We start from the raw sequence: 16,746 nt of genomic DNA, 5'->3' as shown, positions 1-16,746 counted from the left end.
ACTTCTCATTCTATTTTTTTCTTCCATCATTGTCAATAAATAAACCTTACAATCCGCATCTTTATTTATACGCATTATCTATTTTTAGAATGCAAGTTACTTTTCCGCTTCTCTCTTTCCCCTTTATATTTTCTCCATCCCACATACGTTAAAGTAAATAGAATAAGTCCCCCAGTAATTGTCATAAACCAAATGAGAGAGGGAGCAATCTCATCTTTTTTTACTGTATGAAATATTTTTTGCAAATCACCTTTAATAATTCCTAGTTGCATTTGTCCACCTTTCGTTTTTAACATAACGTTACGAAATTCATCCAAATAAGATAAATGCGCGTTTACCCGCTGCGCTTCGTTTTCTGGCAGGGCAATCATTAAACTCGGATAAATAATATTAAATTCATTTAAAAATGTATTTAGCGTCTGTTGGAACTGTCCATCATCCTCTTTTTTCATCGCTTTTTCCACTTGAGAAAAAGCATCCATTATCTTTCTTTCTCTTTCCATCCAAAGCGGCTGATATTTCGATACATGTGCATCAACAGCGAGTTGTAGTGCTAACATATTATCAACTTTGGTCTGCTTTCCTACAACATTTTCCTCCGAGAGAGATTGAATCGCCTTGTCATACGCTAAGGAGATCACTCTAAATTGATCTGGGTTTATTGGTTTACTTTTTTCATTTCCCTTTAATACAAACTGTTCCGAAAAACGTTTCAATACTTGTATTGCTTTTTCATCTTCATTCCGCTTAACTAACTGCAAAGAATCATCTAACAATCCAGTTAGTTCACTCCACTCCTCAGCATATATCCGTACTGGAAACATTAAAATTAGAAATGCTATCAGTCCAATTAATGTTCTCTTCATCCCGGTCCCCCCTATAACTACTAGTACAAAATATGTAGAGTTGGACAAGAATAGAACAGAACAAAACCGAAAAATATATTATCTCTATGGAAACAAAAAAAATTCTCTTTACACAGAGAATTTTTCCTTTGAAACCTTTTTCTTTCTCACTAAATATTTATATATACCATAAAAAAGTATACTACCACATAAAATGAATATTAAAATAGCACATGCAGCATGCATAAAGAATTCTTCTGGTAGCATTAAAATAATCGGATCTGTTTCAATATCAAACATCCAATAATCATTGCTAAATAAAAGCTTATGAAATAATACGAAACTCTTTTCAAAATTAATGGCAATTGGTAACGTAAGAGCTATCGGAAAAATAATTGTAAGAATCGATCCGTGAAGTAAAAACTTTTCTTTTTTCTTTTTTAATAAATACGCTCCTCCTAATACAGCAATTACAATCGTTCCATACATTATATATTGAATCTTCACTAAAATGTTTTTAACATCTACAAAATGAATTCGTCCATTTGTAGACATATCTAATGTCGGCAATTGTAATGCCCCTTCATAAAACGGAGATAAATATGTAATAAGCACATCATAGTTTCTCTTAATTTCATCCTTTGTCATATCCGCTAAATCTGGAATGTTTAAAAAATCAATTTCAAAATAATATAGCCACTTTCCATATACCACTGCCATTGTCGCGAGAGCGAAAATAGAAAATGCTATGCTATATGAAACAACTAAAGTGATCATCCGATCCAATATTTTTATACCAATCTTATTTTCCTTCATTTTTTCCCCCTAGATTTTAACATCATAAAGAAAACTGTTTTCGATGCTCACGTAAGCAATAATAATATGTAATACATAGTACAGCAATACTTAACCAAAACGTAAAATAGCCTATCTCCTCTACAAACAAATGCATAATTCCATATCTCGGCATTTGCCAAAATAAATAATCGATTGCATCATTATGTAACGTCCATATCCCAGCTACAACGAAATGCCATTTTTTTATCCGATAAAACGGAGCGTATAGTACTCCCTGCACAGCCATTGCAAAATGAGAAAGCATTAACATGTAGCCCATAATACCAATAGGACCTTTTACATAAATCATAATTCCATTTACAACAACAGCCCATATGCCATATTTTATTAAAGAAACAATCGCCAACGCCTCTATTAATCCCCAGTTTTTATTTTTCAAAAAGGCAATTAAAACAAATACAAAAAAGAGACTTGCCATCGGGCTATCTGGCACAAACGGCCAAAATATTAGAGACGTTTCTTTTAATTGATTTCCATACCATATAAACCCGTAAATTGTGCCTAATATGTTAACAATCAATAAAAATAATAACACTGAGCGCTGTCTTAACATTGCATACACGTAAACCAATCTGTATGTCCAACACCTTTCAAGCAAAGTAATTCATTCACTAAATCCTACTCTATTATAACAAACTTCCTCTAACTAAATAGAAAAGCTGACTACAAAATTTGCAGTCAGCTTTTCTATTATTTTTTATTATATTTTGCAACGAATTCCGAAAGCTTTTTCACCTCTTCATCCGTTCCTTTAAATACACCTTTAGGCATTGCGCCTTTACCATCTTTCGCAATTTTAGCGATTTCTTCTGGTTTTAAAGTTAAGTTTTGTAGAGCTGGTGCTGCTGCACCACCTTGTAAATTGTCACCATGACATGTTAAACAAGTATTTTTTTGCATTAATTTGTAGCCGTCATCATTTTTATCAACTTGTGTTGTTTTTACAATTGCACCTTGTTTTTTAGCAGCTTCCCAGTCGTGGTGTGCTACAGATTCCCAAGTTAAAAAGATAATCGATGCAATTGCTAAAAGCATAAATCCAGTTGCTACAGGACGCTTCAATGGGCGTCTTTCTGGACCTCGATCAAGAAATGGAGCTAACAGTAATGCTCCAAACGCAATCCCTGGCATAATAAATGCTCCAATTACAGTAAATGAACCTGAAGCATAAGAATACTTTAATAACTGATACAAGAATAAGAAATACCAATCTGGAAGTGGTATATATCCTGCATCTGTTGGATCCGCCATTCTCTCAAGCGGTGACGGATGTGCCACTGTTAAACATAAATAACCGATTAAAAAAACTGCACCAACCATCCATTCTTTTAACAAGAAATTCGGCCAAAATGCTTCTGTTTTTCCTGGGTATTCAGAATAGTCTTTTGGAATATTTGGTTTCCGAGCTACTGGTACCCGAGAATCTCCTACAAACTTCATCCCTTTGCCGCGATGCATAATCTCCCTCCTTTAGTTCTTTCCCCTTTAATTTAGCAATCTCTTATAGCGGACCGGAAATACCTTGTTTGCGAATCATGATGAAGTGGAAGGCCATTAAACCTAGAAGTGCTGCTGGTAAGAAGAAGACGTGAATAGCAAAGAAGCGAGTTAATGTTTGAGCGCCAACAATTTCGGAATGACCAGCGAGTAATGTTTTAATATAAGGACCAATGAGCGGCGTTTGCTCTGCAATTTGAATCCCTACTTTCGTAGCAAATAACGCTTTCATATCCCACGGTAATAAATATCCGGTAAAGCCAAGACCTAACATAACAAAGAAAATAAGAACACCAACAATCCAGTTTAACTCACGAGGCTTTTTATACGCACCTTGGAAGAAAACTCTGAGTGTATGTAAAAACATCATTACAATTACGAGACTCGCACCCCAGTGGTGCATACCACGAACAATTTGCCCGTAAGCAACTTCATTTTGTAAATAGTAAACCGATTCCCAAGCATTTTTAATATCCGGCACATAATACATCGTCAAAAACATTCCAGATAAAATTTGAATTACAGTAACGAAAAAGGTAAGTCCTCCAAAGCAATAGACGAATGCAGAAAAGTGATGTGCCGGGTTTACATGTTCAGGTACTTCATGATCAGCGATATCGCGCCATATTGGTGTAATATCTAATCGTTCATCTACCCAATCATAAATTTTATTTAGCATCTACTTTCCACCCCCTCTTGGCTTCGCTTTTCCTAAATACAGCGTTCCATCTTTCACTTTAGACTCGTACACATCAAGCGGAGCAAGGGGCGGTGTGCCTTTAATGTTAATCCCATCTTTTGTATAACGGCCCCCGTGACACGGGCAAAAGAATTGATTCGGATGTGCTTTGTCCGAATTCCAGTTAACTGTACATCCTAAATGTTTACATACTGGAGAGAACGCAACAATGTCTCCGCTTTCATCTTTATGAACCCAAGCTGATTTTGGTTCTTCAGACTTGTACCAACCATCAACCTGCTTCACCTTAAAGTCGAAACGCTTCGGCTCTGTTGTAATATCCTTTACTTGTGCAACAACAACCATCTCCGTTCCTGCTTCTTTTCTTAACACCGGATCAAGCGCAAATCGCGTCATCGGCATTAAAATACCCGCTGCCATAAAGCCTCCTACCCCTGTAAGTGTGTAATTTAAAAACTGTCTTCTTGACACACGATGTTCTTTCTCGCTCACGAAAATTTCCCCCCTCTATCAGAAATTGTCCCCTCGTGAAAAATAATATAAAAAATAAAAACTAGGACACTATCATGATATAATACCCTCATGCACAGGTCAATATCATACTACTCATAATAATAAGAACTTTCTGTTTATTATTACTTTCCCCATTTTTCTTCTAACATTACCATTATATTTTTTATATGAGCGTGAATGACTTCTCTCTTCGCTTGATCACTAAATTGTTCTAACGCCAATGAGGGAAACCAAAATAAATCCCCTTGTAACTCTTGCATATCTTCTTTCCATGAAAAATCACTTGTCACATAGGCAATATGCTTAAAACCTTGCCTTTGCAAATGGTCTGTCCATTCTTGCAAACGGTCTTTTTCATTCTTTTGGCTTTCTACTAAATACGTAAATGCGGGTAGTAAAAGAACTCTTCCTTTATATTCCCTTTCCAACTCCATACTCAAAGCCTCAATAAACTCACCTTGTTCTACAACCATTTTCATTTCTTTTGCTGCCGAAATTGACACAAGTGGTATAATCCCTGTATCTACATACTCCCTTGCTTGCTCAAACTGTTCCACATCTTTTACAATCCATTTCACTTTTCTCCCCTCCTCCACTTAAAATAACAGAACTTTCACTTTATATATATTAAACCATACTAAAAGAGGTAAAAAAAGAAAAACTACCTAATAATAGGTAGTTTTTCTTAAAAGAATCTGAAATTTGTAAAAATTGTATAATCCAAATAAATTCTATAAAGTTTTTAACTCCGCTGTTAACTTGTGAAATGCTTCCTTATCTTGCTTATCCAGTGCTTCATCAATTTGTTTCAAAAGACGCTCTCTTCTAAATGAGAATACACTTTCTTCTAAAAATCGCTCTGCAAGTAAACGATCTTTTTCATTCACTTCAATATGCTTTGGCAAATATGGATTTTCTTCTAACACAGCTACATAATTTGCATTTTGGAACGACGATTTAAAATTAAGTTGAATATAAATATCCTCATCTCGATTCAAACGAATATCATGAAACGACTTTTCTGCATCTGTTGTCATTACATTTTGTTTAAAAAAGTGAAACGGTGTATCTTTCACACAATTTGCTGACATTACTAAGCCACGTGGACAAAATTTTGCATGTTCTACGAAGTGGACTTTATGCATTAATTGATCGTGACTCATTAGATAATTCAAAATCCATACACATTCACGCTGTTTCAGTTGGTAATTATTCAAAAACCATTTGACAAAATCCTTCTTCTCGTTTACAGAAACAGGGGTATTCATAGCGCTTAAGTCCCTCCTCTGTCTTTCTCTTTTCTTTTTAGATTCAAGAAGCGGCATTCAGTTTCCTTCCAACTTATGAAAAATCCTCTAAATTATATAACAATTCTTCAATATGAATTTGTGTCGGGTCTAGTTGTATTAACTGAGTAAATACTTCTTTCGCCTCTTTTCGCATTCCTTCTTCTAACAAGAAATAACCGTACTCTTCCAAGAAATCTGGATGATTCTTAAAAGAAGTATATGCACTTTCATAGTGTTTTAATGCATCAGAATACATTTCTAATTGTTTTTTTGCAAATGCAAGATCCCAAAGTAGCTGTGTATCAGGCTCTCCGCTATCAATAGTTCGCTCTACAACTGCAATTAGCTCTTCATATTTCTCTTGTTCTTTTAAAATATACGCATATTTTAATGTCGCACCTAAATGTCCCGGATCTAGCTCAAGCGCTTTTTGAAGCACTTCTTCTGCCTCCGCTATTTTCCCTAATTTCGCTGCAATATTTGCTAATTCTACATAGAAAGGAACAGAAAGCTCATCTACTTTAATTCCTTCGTGAAGTGTTTCATAGCTTTCTTGAAGCATACCTTCTTTTTCATAGCTTTTCGCTAAATACATGTATAACGATGCGTACTCAGGGTCTACTTCTTTTAATTCTTGCCAAGCACCAATTGCTCTTTGATATTCTTCCCCTTGATATAATGTGAAGGCATATCCAAATAATGAGTGAATATCTTTTTGCTCCTCTAACCCTGCTTCATAATATGAGATTGCCTCTTCCCAGTTCCCAATAGCACTTAAAGTTTCTGCTAGACGAAGTGCAATAACAACACCACCCATTACTTTATGTTCTGCTAGTAACGACTCATAATAAGTGATTGCCTTTTGCTCTTCTCCTTTACTACTATACAATTCTGCTAACCCAAACGTAATAACAGGCTCGTCTGGCATTATTTCTTTCGCTTTTAATAGCTTATGTTCTGCTACATCATCAAAACCTTGCATTTGGAATAAATCCGCAACAAGTAATAGCGATTGAACATATAGATCATCATTTTCTGGAATATCATGAAGCACTTCAATAGCTTCATCTTCTTTATCTAAATCAATATATAACTCTGCTAAAAATAACGTAAATTCACTTTCTTCTGGATATAACAAGCGTAAATCTTCAATAATTGCTAACGCCTCATCCATAAACCCAAGTGTATGATAGTAACGAGCGATATCATACTTCTCTTCATCATTAGCAACTTGTAGTTGTTCTTTTAATAATTGTAATCCTTTTTCTGCTTCACCATTTTCAATATACGAAACAGCTTGTTCAAACTTTTGCATAAACGTCTCCTTTAACTCTAAAAAATATTCTCTTCTGTTCATTTATCATAAGCAACTAGGTGTAAGAACGCAACCTTTAGAATGAGTATGCTTCTTCATGCATTTTCTCTTATAGCGCAGCCAATTGTTCAAAAAAGTTCGGATAAGATACAGCGACCGCATCACTATTTTCTATTTTAACTTCTCCATTTACAATACAGGACGCGATTGCAAGCATCATCCCTATACGATGATCGCCGTGACTATTAACAGTATTTCCTTTTAAATCTTGCTTACCATATATAATCATACCATCTGGCGTAGCTTCAATTTTCGCACCTAATTTCCCTAGTTCATCTACAACTGTATCGATACGATTTGTTTCTTTCACTTTTAACTCTTCAGCATCTTTAATAACAGTAATTCCTTCAGCCTGCGTCGCTAATAAAGCGATTACGGGAATTTCATCAATTAATCTCGGAATAAGAGATCCGCCAATTTCTATTCCTTTTAGCTTCGATGTTTCAATCGTAATATCCCCACATGGTTCAAACTCTTCATTTCTAATATTATCGATAGAAATACGTGCACCCATCTTTGTTAAAACATCTAAAATCCCTGTTCTCGTTGGATTTAATCCGACATTTTTCAATACAAGCTTACTATTTTGGACAATTGCACCAGCTACTAAGAAAAATGCTGCGGAAGAAATATCTCCTGGGACTTTTATTTCTGTCCCTTTAAGTTGTTGTCCACCTTGTAATGATACGGTCCGTTCATTAACCTCTACTGTACAACCGAATGCACGTAACATTCTTTCAGTATGATCACGAGACTGCATAGGCTCTGTTACTGTAGTTACACCTTCTCCTTGCAAACCTGCAAGTAAAACTGCTGATTTCACTTGTGCACTTGCTACCGGTGCATGATAGTGTATACCTTTCACTCTTCCGCCACGAATAGATAAAGGGGTATACTGTCCATTTTCTCTACCATCAATTTGAGCATGCATCTTGCTAAGCGGGTCTGTAACACGTTTCATAGGACGTTTTCCAATTGATTCATCACCAATTATAGTACTATGGAACGGCGTATTAGATAAAATACCAAGCATAAGACGAATAGTCGTACCTGAATTCCCTACATCTAATACTTCTTTTGGTTCTTGTAAATTTTCTAACCCTTTACCATAAATCGTGACATCGTTACCACTCTGTTCAATCTTAACACCTAGTTTTTGAAAACATGCAATTGTACTTAAACAATCTTCTCCTAATAAAAAATTAGATACTCTTGTCGTTCCTTCCGCTATTGCCCCAAACATAACAGCACGGTGTGAAATAGATTTATCTCCTGGAACAACAATTTCTCCATTCAAACTATTTTTTCGTCCTACTAGTTTCAAACTGTATCCTCCTCACATTTTAAATAACTTATATGTATAGCAGTTCTTCTTATACGTCTACCTCTATTGTAACGTTTTCTTTCTGGAACGTGCAAACAACTCCCCTTATTACAGTTCAAATAAAAAAGACTCCTGTAATAGGAGCCTTCACTATTTATTAAGAATACGTTTCCTCTTTCTTCACTTGTTCTTTTACAAGTTCCGTAAGCAATTCAATAATTTCATCATTTTCTTCTTTAAGCCCAACAGTAATACGAATACCATCATGTATACCAAATGCTGCACCAGAACGAACGATATATCCTTTTTTCATTAATCGTTCAAAAGCTTCATTACCAGGTATACCGAGTTTCAAGAAAATAAAATTCGTTTGAGATGGATAATAGAATACGTTATATTCCTTACAAAATGCATAATATTGATTTAACCCTTCGGTATTTTTCTTTACGCACTCTTGTAAAAATTGTTGATCCTCTATTGCAGCTACCGCTACCGCTTGTGCGATAGTTGATGTGTTAAACGGTAGCCTCGCTACCTCTAACTGTCCTATAAGCTTTGCATCACCAATCGCATATCCGATACGAAAAGCAGCTAAACCATACGCTTTTGAGAATGTGCGCAGCACCATAAGATTTTCATACTTTTCAAGAAGAGGCAATGTTTGCGGATAATCTTCTGCCCCCGCATATTCATAATATGCTTCATCCATAATAACGAGCACTGACTTTGGAACTGATTCTAAAAATGAAAGTAATTTTTGTTTTTCTACATATGTACCTGTCGGGTTATTCGGGTTACAAATCCATACAATCTTTGTTTTCTCATCTACTTGCTGTAACATTGCATCTAAATCGTGAATGCCATCTGCAAGTGGTACTTCACGAACTTCCGCTCCTTCAATAACAGCATGGTGATGATATTGTGAGAACGTAGGATTCGCCATTACAACATTCGTTCCATTATGTAGCAAAGCACGACTAATCATTTGAATGACTTCATCTAGCCCACTACCAAATAAAAGTTGTTCCGCTTTTACACCTAAATGCTCTGCTACTTTTTCACGAAGCTCAAAAGCTGCTCCGTCTGGATAGAGAGCATATTGATTCGCTAACGAAGTTAACGCTTCTGTCACACGTGCTGAACAGCCAAATGGATTTTCATTCGATGCTAACTTCACAATTTTTGATAATCCATATTCTCTTTTTACTTCTTCAATATTTTTCCCAGGTACATATGCTCTCAAAGTTAACAATTGCTCTTTTACTCTCATTTCTATTCCCCCAGTCATTTTATTCAATCGGATTACAATGTGGTTTATAGTTCCTTACTGTAATCTTTTATCATAACCGTCATCATTACGAGAATACCTTTAAATAAGCATTTCATACCTATGCAATAATCTTTTAGGCCATATCTTTTTGAAATGCCTCTAACGCAATATGAACAGTCTCATCTGAAATAGATACGACATTCACTACCCCGTATTCCTGCATAAGCACCATATGAATTGTTCCAGCATTTGCTTTTTTATCTTGTTTCATCAATTGAACGAGACGCTCTACATTTAAATCGCTTTGCATTTTTGGATAGCCGTATTTCAAGAACCATTTCTTCATTTCTTCATAAGTAAGATCAACTTTATACACTTGCTCACTTAAAAATAAAGCAAATAACATTCCAATCGCTACTCCGTCACCGTGAGTAATATTTCCATATCCCAACTCTTTTTCAAGAGCATGTCCTAACGTATGCCCAAAATTCAAATGAGCACGTACACCTTTTTCTGTTTCGTCTTGCGCCACAATATTCGCTTTCACAGAAATCGCCTTCGTTAATATGTGAATTAACTTTTCATCACGAAGGTCAGCTAGTGTCTGCACTTCTTCTTTTAACCAATGATACAACTCTACATCACCAATAAGAGCATGCTTTATCACTTCTGCATAACCTGAGCGCCACTCTTTTTCAGGAAGTGAATGTAAAAATGGTGTATGATATACAACCGCTTCTGGCTGATGAAACGCTCCTATCATATTTTTTCCTAGCGGATGATTAATTGCCACTTTCCCGCCTACTGCACTATCGTGAGCTAATAAAGTCGTCGGAACTTGTACAAAGCGAATGCCACGCATGAATGATGCAGCAACAAAGCCAGCTAAATCTCCTATCATTCCGCCTCCAAGTGCAATGATTAAAGAGTTTCGATCTAATTTGTTTTCAAGAGCAGACGTATGTGCTGCATAAAAGTTCTCAAAAGACTTCTCTTTTTCACCACTCGGAACAACGAACGAAAACACTTTTTGCTCTACTTGCAAGGCATCCACAACTGTCTCTAAATGTAATGATGCAACAGCTTCATCGGAAATAATCATTATATTAGATACAGCCGGTTTCATATTTTGAATAAGCGTTGTTATATGTGACAACGCCTCTTTTCCAACATGTACATCATATTCTTTTGACTTCGTTTGAATATGTATGTTCTCCATTAAAATCCCCTCGCATATTCATTATGTTTCTCAATATTTTCACGTATAAGATCCATACGATCTGATCCAAATTGTTCAATTAAGGCTGTCGCTAACTCCCAGGCCACAACCGCCTCTGCAACAACGCTAGCTGCTGGAACAGCACAACTATCTGAGCGCTCAATACTCGCTGTGAAAGATTCTTTCGTGTCAATATCGACACTTTGAAGAGGTTTATATAATGTCGGTATCGGTTTCATCACACCGCGCACAACAACCGGCATACCAGTTGTCATACCACCTTCTAATCCACCCGCATTGTTCGTTCTTCTTCTGTATCCTTGCACTTCATCCCAAAGAATTTCATCATGCACTTCACTTCCAGGTCTATGCGCTGCTTCAAAACCAATTCCAACTTCAACACCTTTAAAAGCATTAATACTCATAATTGCCGCTGCTAATTTCGCATCTAATTTTCTATCATAATGTACATAGCTACCTACCCCAATTGGCATTCCTTCTACAACTACTTCAACAATGCCACCGATAGAATCACCATTTGCCTTTGCATCATCAATTGCTTGCATCATCTTTTTACCTGCTTCTTCATCTAAACAACGTACAGGAGATGCCTCTGTAATACTTTGTAATTCCGCAATAGAGTTATATGTAATATTTTCTGCCTGCACACCACCAATTTCGACAACATGTCCTGCAACTTGTATTCCTAACTCTGCTAATATTTTTTTCGCTACTGCACCAGCTGCAACACGAACTGTCGTTTCACGTGCAGAGGAACGTTCCAATACATTTCTCATGTCTCTATGACCATATTTAATCGCACCATTTAAATCAGCATGTCCAGGTCTCGGCTTCGTAACTTGTCTTTTCATTTCTTTCTCTTCTTGTTCAGTTAACGGTTCTGCACCCATAACCTTTGTCCAATGGGTGAAATCACGATTTTCAACAACGAGCGCAATCGGAGAGCCCATCGACTTCCCATGCCTAACACCGCTTACGATTTGCACTTGGTCTTTTTCAATTTGCATGCGTCTACCGCGTCCGTATCCTTTTTGCCTTCTAGCTAATTCTTCATTTATATCATTCGCTACTAAAGATAACCCTGCCGGAACACCTTCTACAATTGTCGTAAGTTGTGGACCGTGGGATTCACCAGCTGTAATATATCGCATACGTTATTCCTCTTTTCGTATATGTATTTATCCCGCTACATAAAGTAGCAATTGTGCCTTTCATCATTCTATAAGAAAACATTGAAATTATATAGAAAATCAACTACTTGCTTTATCCTACTTGTAATCATTCTATCATTTTCATAACGGTAAACCTTTTACTTTACATACCAATATATCATAACAGCTCTAGCTTCGTAACAAATCAAAATAAAAAAAGTGCAAGAAGAATACCCCTATTCTTCTTGCACTTTTTACTATTATCACAGTTATTAAAGCGTTTACAAATTATTTTAAAATAATTAGTAAATCCATTGATTCATTAATTTTGAGTAGTCTACTAATTCTTCTTCCTTAAAGAAAATAGCAATCTCGCGCTCTGCACTTTCTAAAGAATCAGAACCGTGGATAATGTTTTTCGCAACAGTTACACCGAAATCTCCACGAATTGTTCCAGGAGCAGCTTCATGTGGTCTTGTTTTACCCATCATATTGCGAGCTGTATCTACTACACCTTCACCTTGCCATACCATTGCGAATACAGGTCCAGATGTAATAAAGTCTACTAATTCACCAAAGAAAGGCTTTTCTTTATGCTCACCGTAGTGTTGTCCAGCAATTTCCGGAGTGACTTGCATTAATTTTGCACCAGCCAATTGAAAGCCCTTTTTCTCAAAACGAGCTACAATTTCCCCAATGAAGGCACGTTGTACACCGTCTGGTTTTACCATTAGAAATGTTTTTTCCATAAAAAATCTCTCCACTTCTGAATTATGTATGTAATTGTATATCCCCACACACATATTAACACCCTTATCACAATTGTGCAATAGTTTTGAAATAGAGAGATTATTTTATTTTTTAGAAAAAACACTAAAATTTTCGTTTTCCAATATACTTTGCAACATTTTGTAATGCATACTTTGCCTGCCCACGCGGGAGTGGTTTTATTATTTCTAATGCTTTATGTAAATAACGTTCACTAAACGAAAATGCTTTATCAATAGCTTCGCTCGCTTTAATATCATCAATAATTTCTTTCATCTCAATTGATGTTGTATTTTCGTGCACAGATGTAATTTTCGCACGAAGCACCGGATCTTCCATGGCATATAAAGCAGGTAATGTAATATTCCCTTGCAATAAATCGCCACCAGCAGGCTTTCCAAGCTTCTCTTCTGTCGATACGAAATCTAAAATATCATCAATAATTTGATAAGACATACCAACAAAATATCCATACCAAAATAGACGATTTACTGTATCACGATTGGCACCAGCAGCAATCGCTCCCAACTGACAACTTGCGGCAATTAACAATGCTGTTTTTCGTTTTATCCTTCTTAAATACGTTCTTAAATTTTGATCATAGTTATATTTATCTTTAATTTGTTCAATTTCGCCTTTACAAACTTCTAAAATTGTATGAGACAGCGCCTGATGTGCCTCTGGAATTTCTATGTTCGTTATACATTCAAGAGACTTCGCAAACAAGTAGTCTCCTGTATACATTGCAATACGATCTCCCCATTTCGCATTCACTGTTGCACTACCGCGTCGTAAAAACGCGGCATCAATAACATCATCGTGAACAAGAGAAGCCATATGAATAAGTTCTAATGCAACTGCCACATGCTTAATTGCATCTAGCTTATAATCACCAAATTTTCCAGCCAGCAAAACAAAAACAGGGCGAATTCGCTTCCCACCAGCTTCGATAAGCTGTAATGCAGCTTCTTCTACTAACGGTTGCTCGGATGCAACCGTCTTCTTCAATTCTTTTTCTATTACATTAATATCCGATCGTAAAAAAGAGTACATAAGTTGTAACTTCATATTGTTCACCTTAACCTAAAACGTCTTTTTTCTATTTTGATTCTGGTTTAAAACCTAAATGCATAGCTGCTACACCAAAAGTAAATGGTTTCACTTGCACATGTTCCAGCCCAGCTTTTTCAAACATATTCGCTAGCTCTTTCATTCCTGGGAAAGTACTAGCAGATTCCTGAAGCCATGAATATTCTTTATAACTTTTTGCAAACATCTTTCCAAATAACGGCATGATATATTTAAAGTATAAGATATACCCTTGACGAAAACCTATCATTGTTGGTTGAGATGTTTCTAAACAAATTACTTTTCCACCAGGCTTTACTACACGCGTCATTTCTTTCAATACTTGCATGTAATCCGGAACATTACGTAAACCAAAGCCAATCGTTACATAATCAAACGTATTATCTTCAAAAGGAAGCTCCATTGCATTTCCATGCATAAGTTCTACTTGCTTTAACTCTAAAGCTTCTACTTTTTGTTTACCGACAGCTAGCATATTTTCGCTAAAGTCTAAACCGTAAACCTTTCCATTTTCTCCTACAGCTCCCGCTAGCGCAATTGTCCAATCTGCCGTCCCGCAGCACACATCGAGTGCTTTACTCCCAGGTTTTACATCCATAATTCGCATTGTCTCTTTGCGCCATGCCTTATGCCTTTGAAAACTAATTACAGAATTCATAACATCGTATTTATCAGAAATTTTTTCAAATACGTCATGTACTCTTTCTTCTTTTGATTGTTGCATGCTCGTACCTTCTTCCAATGTAAAATTGCTTATGTTCTTGATTTATCTCTTAACGTAGAAATTATCTCACTAATTTCTGTATGATTTTCTAAAAAATTATTTTCCTGCTTTCTCATTTCCATAAGCCATTCATTAATAACTTTTTTTACATTTTTATCATCATCCAATGAGATTGCTTGAACTGCTTGAAAAACAGGTGAATTTTGTTCATCAGCATACAATTGACACTCTTTTTGAAGACGATTTTTTCCTAACGCATAAGTTATATATGGTTTCCAATTGGATAAATGAAAATGATCACATGTTTTTTGCAAAAGTGCAGATTCAATCATTACTATACTTTCCATTATGTCTTCAATCGTCACATGTGCTTTTTGATATAACATAATTTTATGTTCATTAATCTCCTTAATTCCTTCAGCAAGTGCACGAATTAAGACAATATCACAATTCATTGACAATAAGTAATAGTATAGCCCACTATAATAATCACCCGCAAGAACTGTCAATTGACGACGCTTATGGAAACCACTCGTCTCTTCATTTGCTTTATTTGATACTTTTTCATGTGTATCAAGAGCAATTTGTACAAGCATAATCGTTACTACATAATGATCAATTTGTTCTTTATGTAAATTTGCGCTCTTTAATGCGCCATATAACAGCGCTATTTTTTCTTCATCAATAAATGGTTCTTCAATATAGTTTATAAAATAAGGATGGCGTAATTTCTCCATCAAATTCTCTTTAATATCCGCATACCCTCCGTAGATGTCACACACAAAAAATCACCCTTGTTTTCTAATTCATAAAACTTATTATAACACATACATTCTATTTTCTATAATCAAAACTTGGCTACTTCTGCCAAACTGCCACCGAATTAAGTAACAGCTTTCATTCATACGAGTTATCTTCTTCTCTAACAACTACAAACATTCATTTTCAGAAAAGGAGGATGTAACACGTAACCTTTATATTCTTTCTCTTTCATACTAAAACTATATCATTTATTTACATAAAAAAAAAAGAAAAGCAGTTTCCCGCTTTTCTTTACTTCGTCTTAATAAACGATAAAATCTCATTGCGTGCTGCTGCATCTTTTTCTAACACGCCACGTACTGCTGTTGTCACTGTTTTCGCACCAGGTTTTTTCACACCACGCATTGTCATGCACATATGCTCTGCTTCTACGATTACCATTACACCATGCGGCTCTAATACTTCCATAATAGAATTCGCTACTGTTGATGTAATACGTTCCTGTAATTGTGGACGACGTGCAATTGTGTCTACAGTACGAGCTAATTTACTTAGCCCCGTTACTTTTCCACCTTGCGGAATATATGCAACGTGAGCAACTCCATAGAACGGAACAAGATGATGCTCACACATCGAATAAAATGGTATATCTTTTACTAGTACAAGCTCTTCGTGATCTTCTCCGAACACTTTATGTAAATGCTCTTTTGGATCCTCATGCATGCCCGAGAATACTTCTGCGTACATTTTCGCAACACGTTTCGGTGTATCAAGTACTCCTTCACGATTTGGGTCATCTCCGATTGCCTCTAAAATAAGACGTACTGCATGTTCAATTTGCTCTAAATTAACTTTTGCCATCCGCTAGCCCTCCCGAAAAACCTAAAAGTGATACGAACACATTCTAGCATATTTATGTTTTTAAAAGCAAAAAGAAGAGTTTCCAAAAAGGAAACTCTTCTTCCCTGTTAATATGTAAGGATTATTTAACCGCATCTTTTAACGCTTTACCAGGTTTGAATGCAGGTACTTTACTTGCAGCGATTTCAATCTCCTCACCTGTTTGTGGGTTACGACCTTTACGAGCCGCACGCTCACGAACTTCGAAGTTACCGAATCCGATTAGTTGTACTTTATCACCTTGTTTTAAAGCTTCTAAGATAGAATCAAAAACAGCGTCCACTGCTTTTGTTGCGTCCTTTTTAGAAAGGGAACTTGCTTCTGCAACAGCATTGATTAAATCTGTCTTGTTCATGCCATTCACCTCCTCCCAAAGATAAGACTGTATAATGATCATAAAATGAGTCTTACTTTCATTTGTAGGCAATTTTTGCAAATTCT

The 16,746-nt window shown here is 36.0% G+C and carries 19 protein-coding genes; all 19 read right to left on the bottom strand.

Going from position 1 to position 16,746, the window contains the following annotated elements; genetic code table 11:
- Positions 1 to 74 precede the first annotated feature (74 nt).
- The 19 genes from ypjB to MR109_RS08700 all read right to left on the bottom strand — a co-directional run bounded on the left by ypjB (position 75) and on the right by MR109_RS08700 (position 16,660).
- Positions 75 to 866, bottom strand: coding sequence for a sporulation protein YpjB (gene ypjB / locus MR109_RS08790; protein WP_242271784.1), 792 nt, complete (start codon positions 864 to 866; stop codon positions 75 to 77).
- A gap of 108 nt (positions 867 to 974) precedes the next feature.
- Positions 975 to 1,661, bottom strand: coding sequence for a lipoprotein intramolecular transacylase Lit (gene lit / locus MR109_RS08785; RefSeq protein WP_071721149.1), 687 nt, complete (start codon positions 1,659 to 1,661; stop codon positions 975 to 977).
- Between the two features lie 22 nt (positions 1,662 to 1,683).
- Positions 1,684 to 2,274, bottom strand: a complete 591-nt coding sequence (gene lhaT / locus MR109_RS08780; protein WP_116500496.1) for a lipoprotein heptaprenylglyceryl N-acetyltransferase LhaT — start codon at positions 2,272 to 2,274, stop codon at positions 1,684 to 1,686.
- A 119-nt stretch (positions 2,275 to 2,393) separates the two neighbouring features.
- On the bottom strand, positions 2,394 to 3,161 hold the full coding sequence (gene qcrC / locus MR109_RS08775) for a menaquinol-cytochrome c reductase cytochrome b/c subunit (RefSeq protein WP_002171170.1): 768 nt from the start codon (positions 3,159 to 3,161) through the stop codon (positions 2,394 to 2,396).
- Between the two features lie 43 nt (positions 3,162 to 3,204).
- Positions 3,205 to 3,879 carry a menaquinol-cytochrome c reductase cytochrome b subunit gene (gene qcrB / locus MR109_RS08770; RefSeq protein WP_000932700.1) on the bottom strand — a complete coding sequence of 225 codons (675 nt, stop codon included), beginning with the start codon at positions 3,877 to 3,879 and terminating at the stop codon, positions 3,205 to 3,207.
- Positions 3,880 to 4,392, bottom strand: coding sequence for a menaquinol-cytochrome c reductase iron-sulfur subunit (gene qcrA / locus MR109_RS08765; RefSeq protein WP_242271782.1), 513 nt, complete (start codon positions 4,390 to 4,392; stop codon positions 3,880 to 3,882).
- Between the two features lie 143 nt (positions 4,393 to 4,535).
- Positions 4,536 to 4,991 (bottom strand): YpiF family protein, encoded by a 456-nt coding sequence (locus tag MR109_RS08760; RefSeq protein WP_002171168.1) that lies wholly within the window; start codon positions 4,989 to 4,991, stop codon positions 4,536 to 4,538.
- A 153-nt stretch (positions 4,992 to 5,144) separates the two neighbouring features.
- The gene (locus MR109_RS08755; protein ID WP_025147225.1) at positions 5,145 to 5,681 is read right to left on the bottom strand and encodes a ReoY family proteolytic degradation factor; all 537 of its coding nucleotides are present in this window, start codon (positions 5,679 to 5,681) and stop codon (positions 5,145 to 5,147) included.
- Between the two features lie 73 nt (positions 5,682 to 5,754).
- Positions 5,755 to 7,017 carry a tetratricopeptide repeat protein gene (locus tag MR109_RS08750; RefSeq protein WP_002171166.1) on the bottom strand — a complete coding sequence of 421 codons (1,263 nt, stop codon included), beginning with the start codon at positions 7,015 to 7,017 and terminating at the stop codon, positions 5,755 to 5,757.
- A 109-nt stretch (positions 7,018 to 7,126) separates the two neighbouring features.
- On the bottom strand, positions 7,127 to 8,401 hold the full coding sequence (aroA, locus tag MR109_RS08745; protein WP_098789173.1) for a 3-phosphoshikimate 1-carboxyvinyltransferase: 1,275 nt from the start codon (positions 8,399 to 8,401) through the stop codon (positions 7,127 to 7,129).
- 157 nt (positions 8,402 to 8,558) lie between these two features.
- On the bottom strand, positions 8,559 to 9,671 hold the full coding sequence (gene hisC / locus MR109_RS08740; protein WP_002171164.1) for a histidinol-phosphate transaminase: 1,113 nt from the start codon (positions 9,669 to 9,671) through the stop codon (positions 8,559 to 8,561).
- Positions 9,672 to 9,804: 133 nt separating this feature from the next.
- Positions 9,805 to 10,890 carry a 3-dehydroquinate synthase gene (aroB, locus tag MR109_RS08735; protein WP_242271780.1) on the bottom strand — a complete coding sequence of 362 codons (1,086 nt, stop codon included), beginning with the start codon at positions 10,888 to 10,890 and terminating at the stop codon, positions 9,805 to 9,807.
- A complete protein-coding gene (aroC, locus tag MR109_RS08730) occupies positions 10,890 to 12,062 on the bottom strand; it encodes a chorismate synthase (protein WP_002171162.1) in 1,173 nt (390 codons plus the stop codon). Before aroC ends, aroB begins: the two co-directional genes overlap by 1 nt.
- A 302-nt stretch (positions 12,063 to 12,364) precedes the next feature.
- The gene (gene ndk, locus MR109_RS08725) at positions 12,365 to 12,811 is read right to left on the bottom strand and encodes a nucleoside-diphosphate kinase (protein WP_242271778.1); all 447 of its coding nucleotides are present in this window, start codon (positions 12,809 to 12,811) and stop codon (positions 12,365 to 12,367) included.
- Positions 12,812 to 12,935: 124 nt separating this feature from the next.
- A complete protein-coding gene (hepT, locus tag MR109_RS08720; protein ID WP_025147232.1) occupies positions 12,936 to 13,898 on the bottom strand; it encodes a heptaprenyl diphosphate synthase component II in 963 nt (320 codons plus the stop codon).
- A gap of 31 nt (positions 13,899 to 13,929) precedes the next feature.
- A complete protein-coding gene (gene menG / locus MR109_RS08715; RefSeq protein ID WP_025147233.1) occupies positions 13,930 to 14,643 on the bottom strand; it encodes a 2-heptaprenyl-1,4-naphthoquinone methyltransferase in 714 nt (237 codons plus the stop codon).
- A 29-nt stretch (positions 14,644 to 14,672) separates the two neighbouring features.
- Positions 14,673 to 15,425 carry a heptaprenyl diphosphate synthase component 1 gene (locus MR109_RS08710; protein WP_242271776.1) on the bottom strand — a complete coding sequence of 251 codons (753 nt, stop codon included), beginning with the start codon at positions 15,423 to 15,425 and terminating at the stop codon, positions 14,673 to 14,675.
- Between the two features lie 271 nt (positions 15,426 to 15,696).
- Positions 15,697 to 16,266: a GTP cyclohydrolase I FolE gene (gene folE / locus MR109_RS08705; RefSeq protein WP_002171157.1), complete on the bottom strand. Its 570-nt coding sequence runs from the start codon at positions 16,264 to 16,266 to the stop codon at positions 15,697 to 15,699.
- A 121-nt stretch (positions 16,267 to 16,387) separates the two neighbouring features.
- Positions 16,388 to 16,660, bottom strand: coding sequence for an HU family DNA-binding protein (locus tag MR109_RS08700; protein WP_001043860.1), 273 nt, complete (start codon positions 16,658 to 16,660; stop codon positions 16,388 to 16,390).
- Between the last annotated feature and the right edge of the window lie 86 nt (positions 16,661 to 16,746).

It is taken from the genome of Bacillus cereus group sp. BfR-BA-01310 (genome assembly GCF_022664325.1).
Lineage (GTDB): Bacteria > Bacillota > Bacilli > Bacillales > Bacillaceae_G > Bacillus_A > Bacillus_A paramycoides.
The sequence above is the reverse complement of the archived record's forward strand: the minus strand, read 5'-3'. Positions and strand labels throughout refer to the sequence as shown.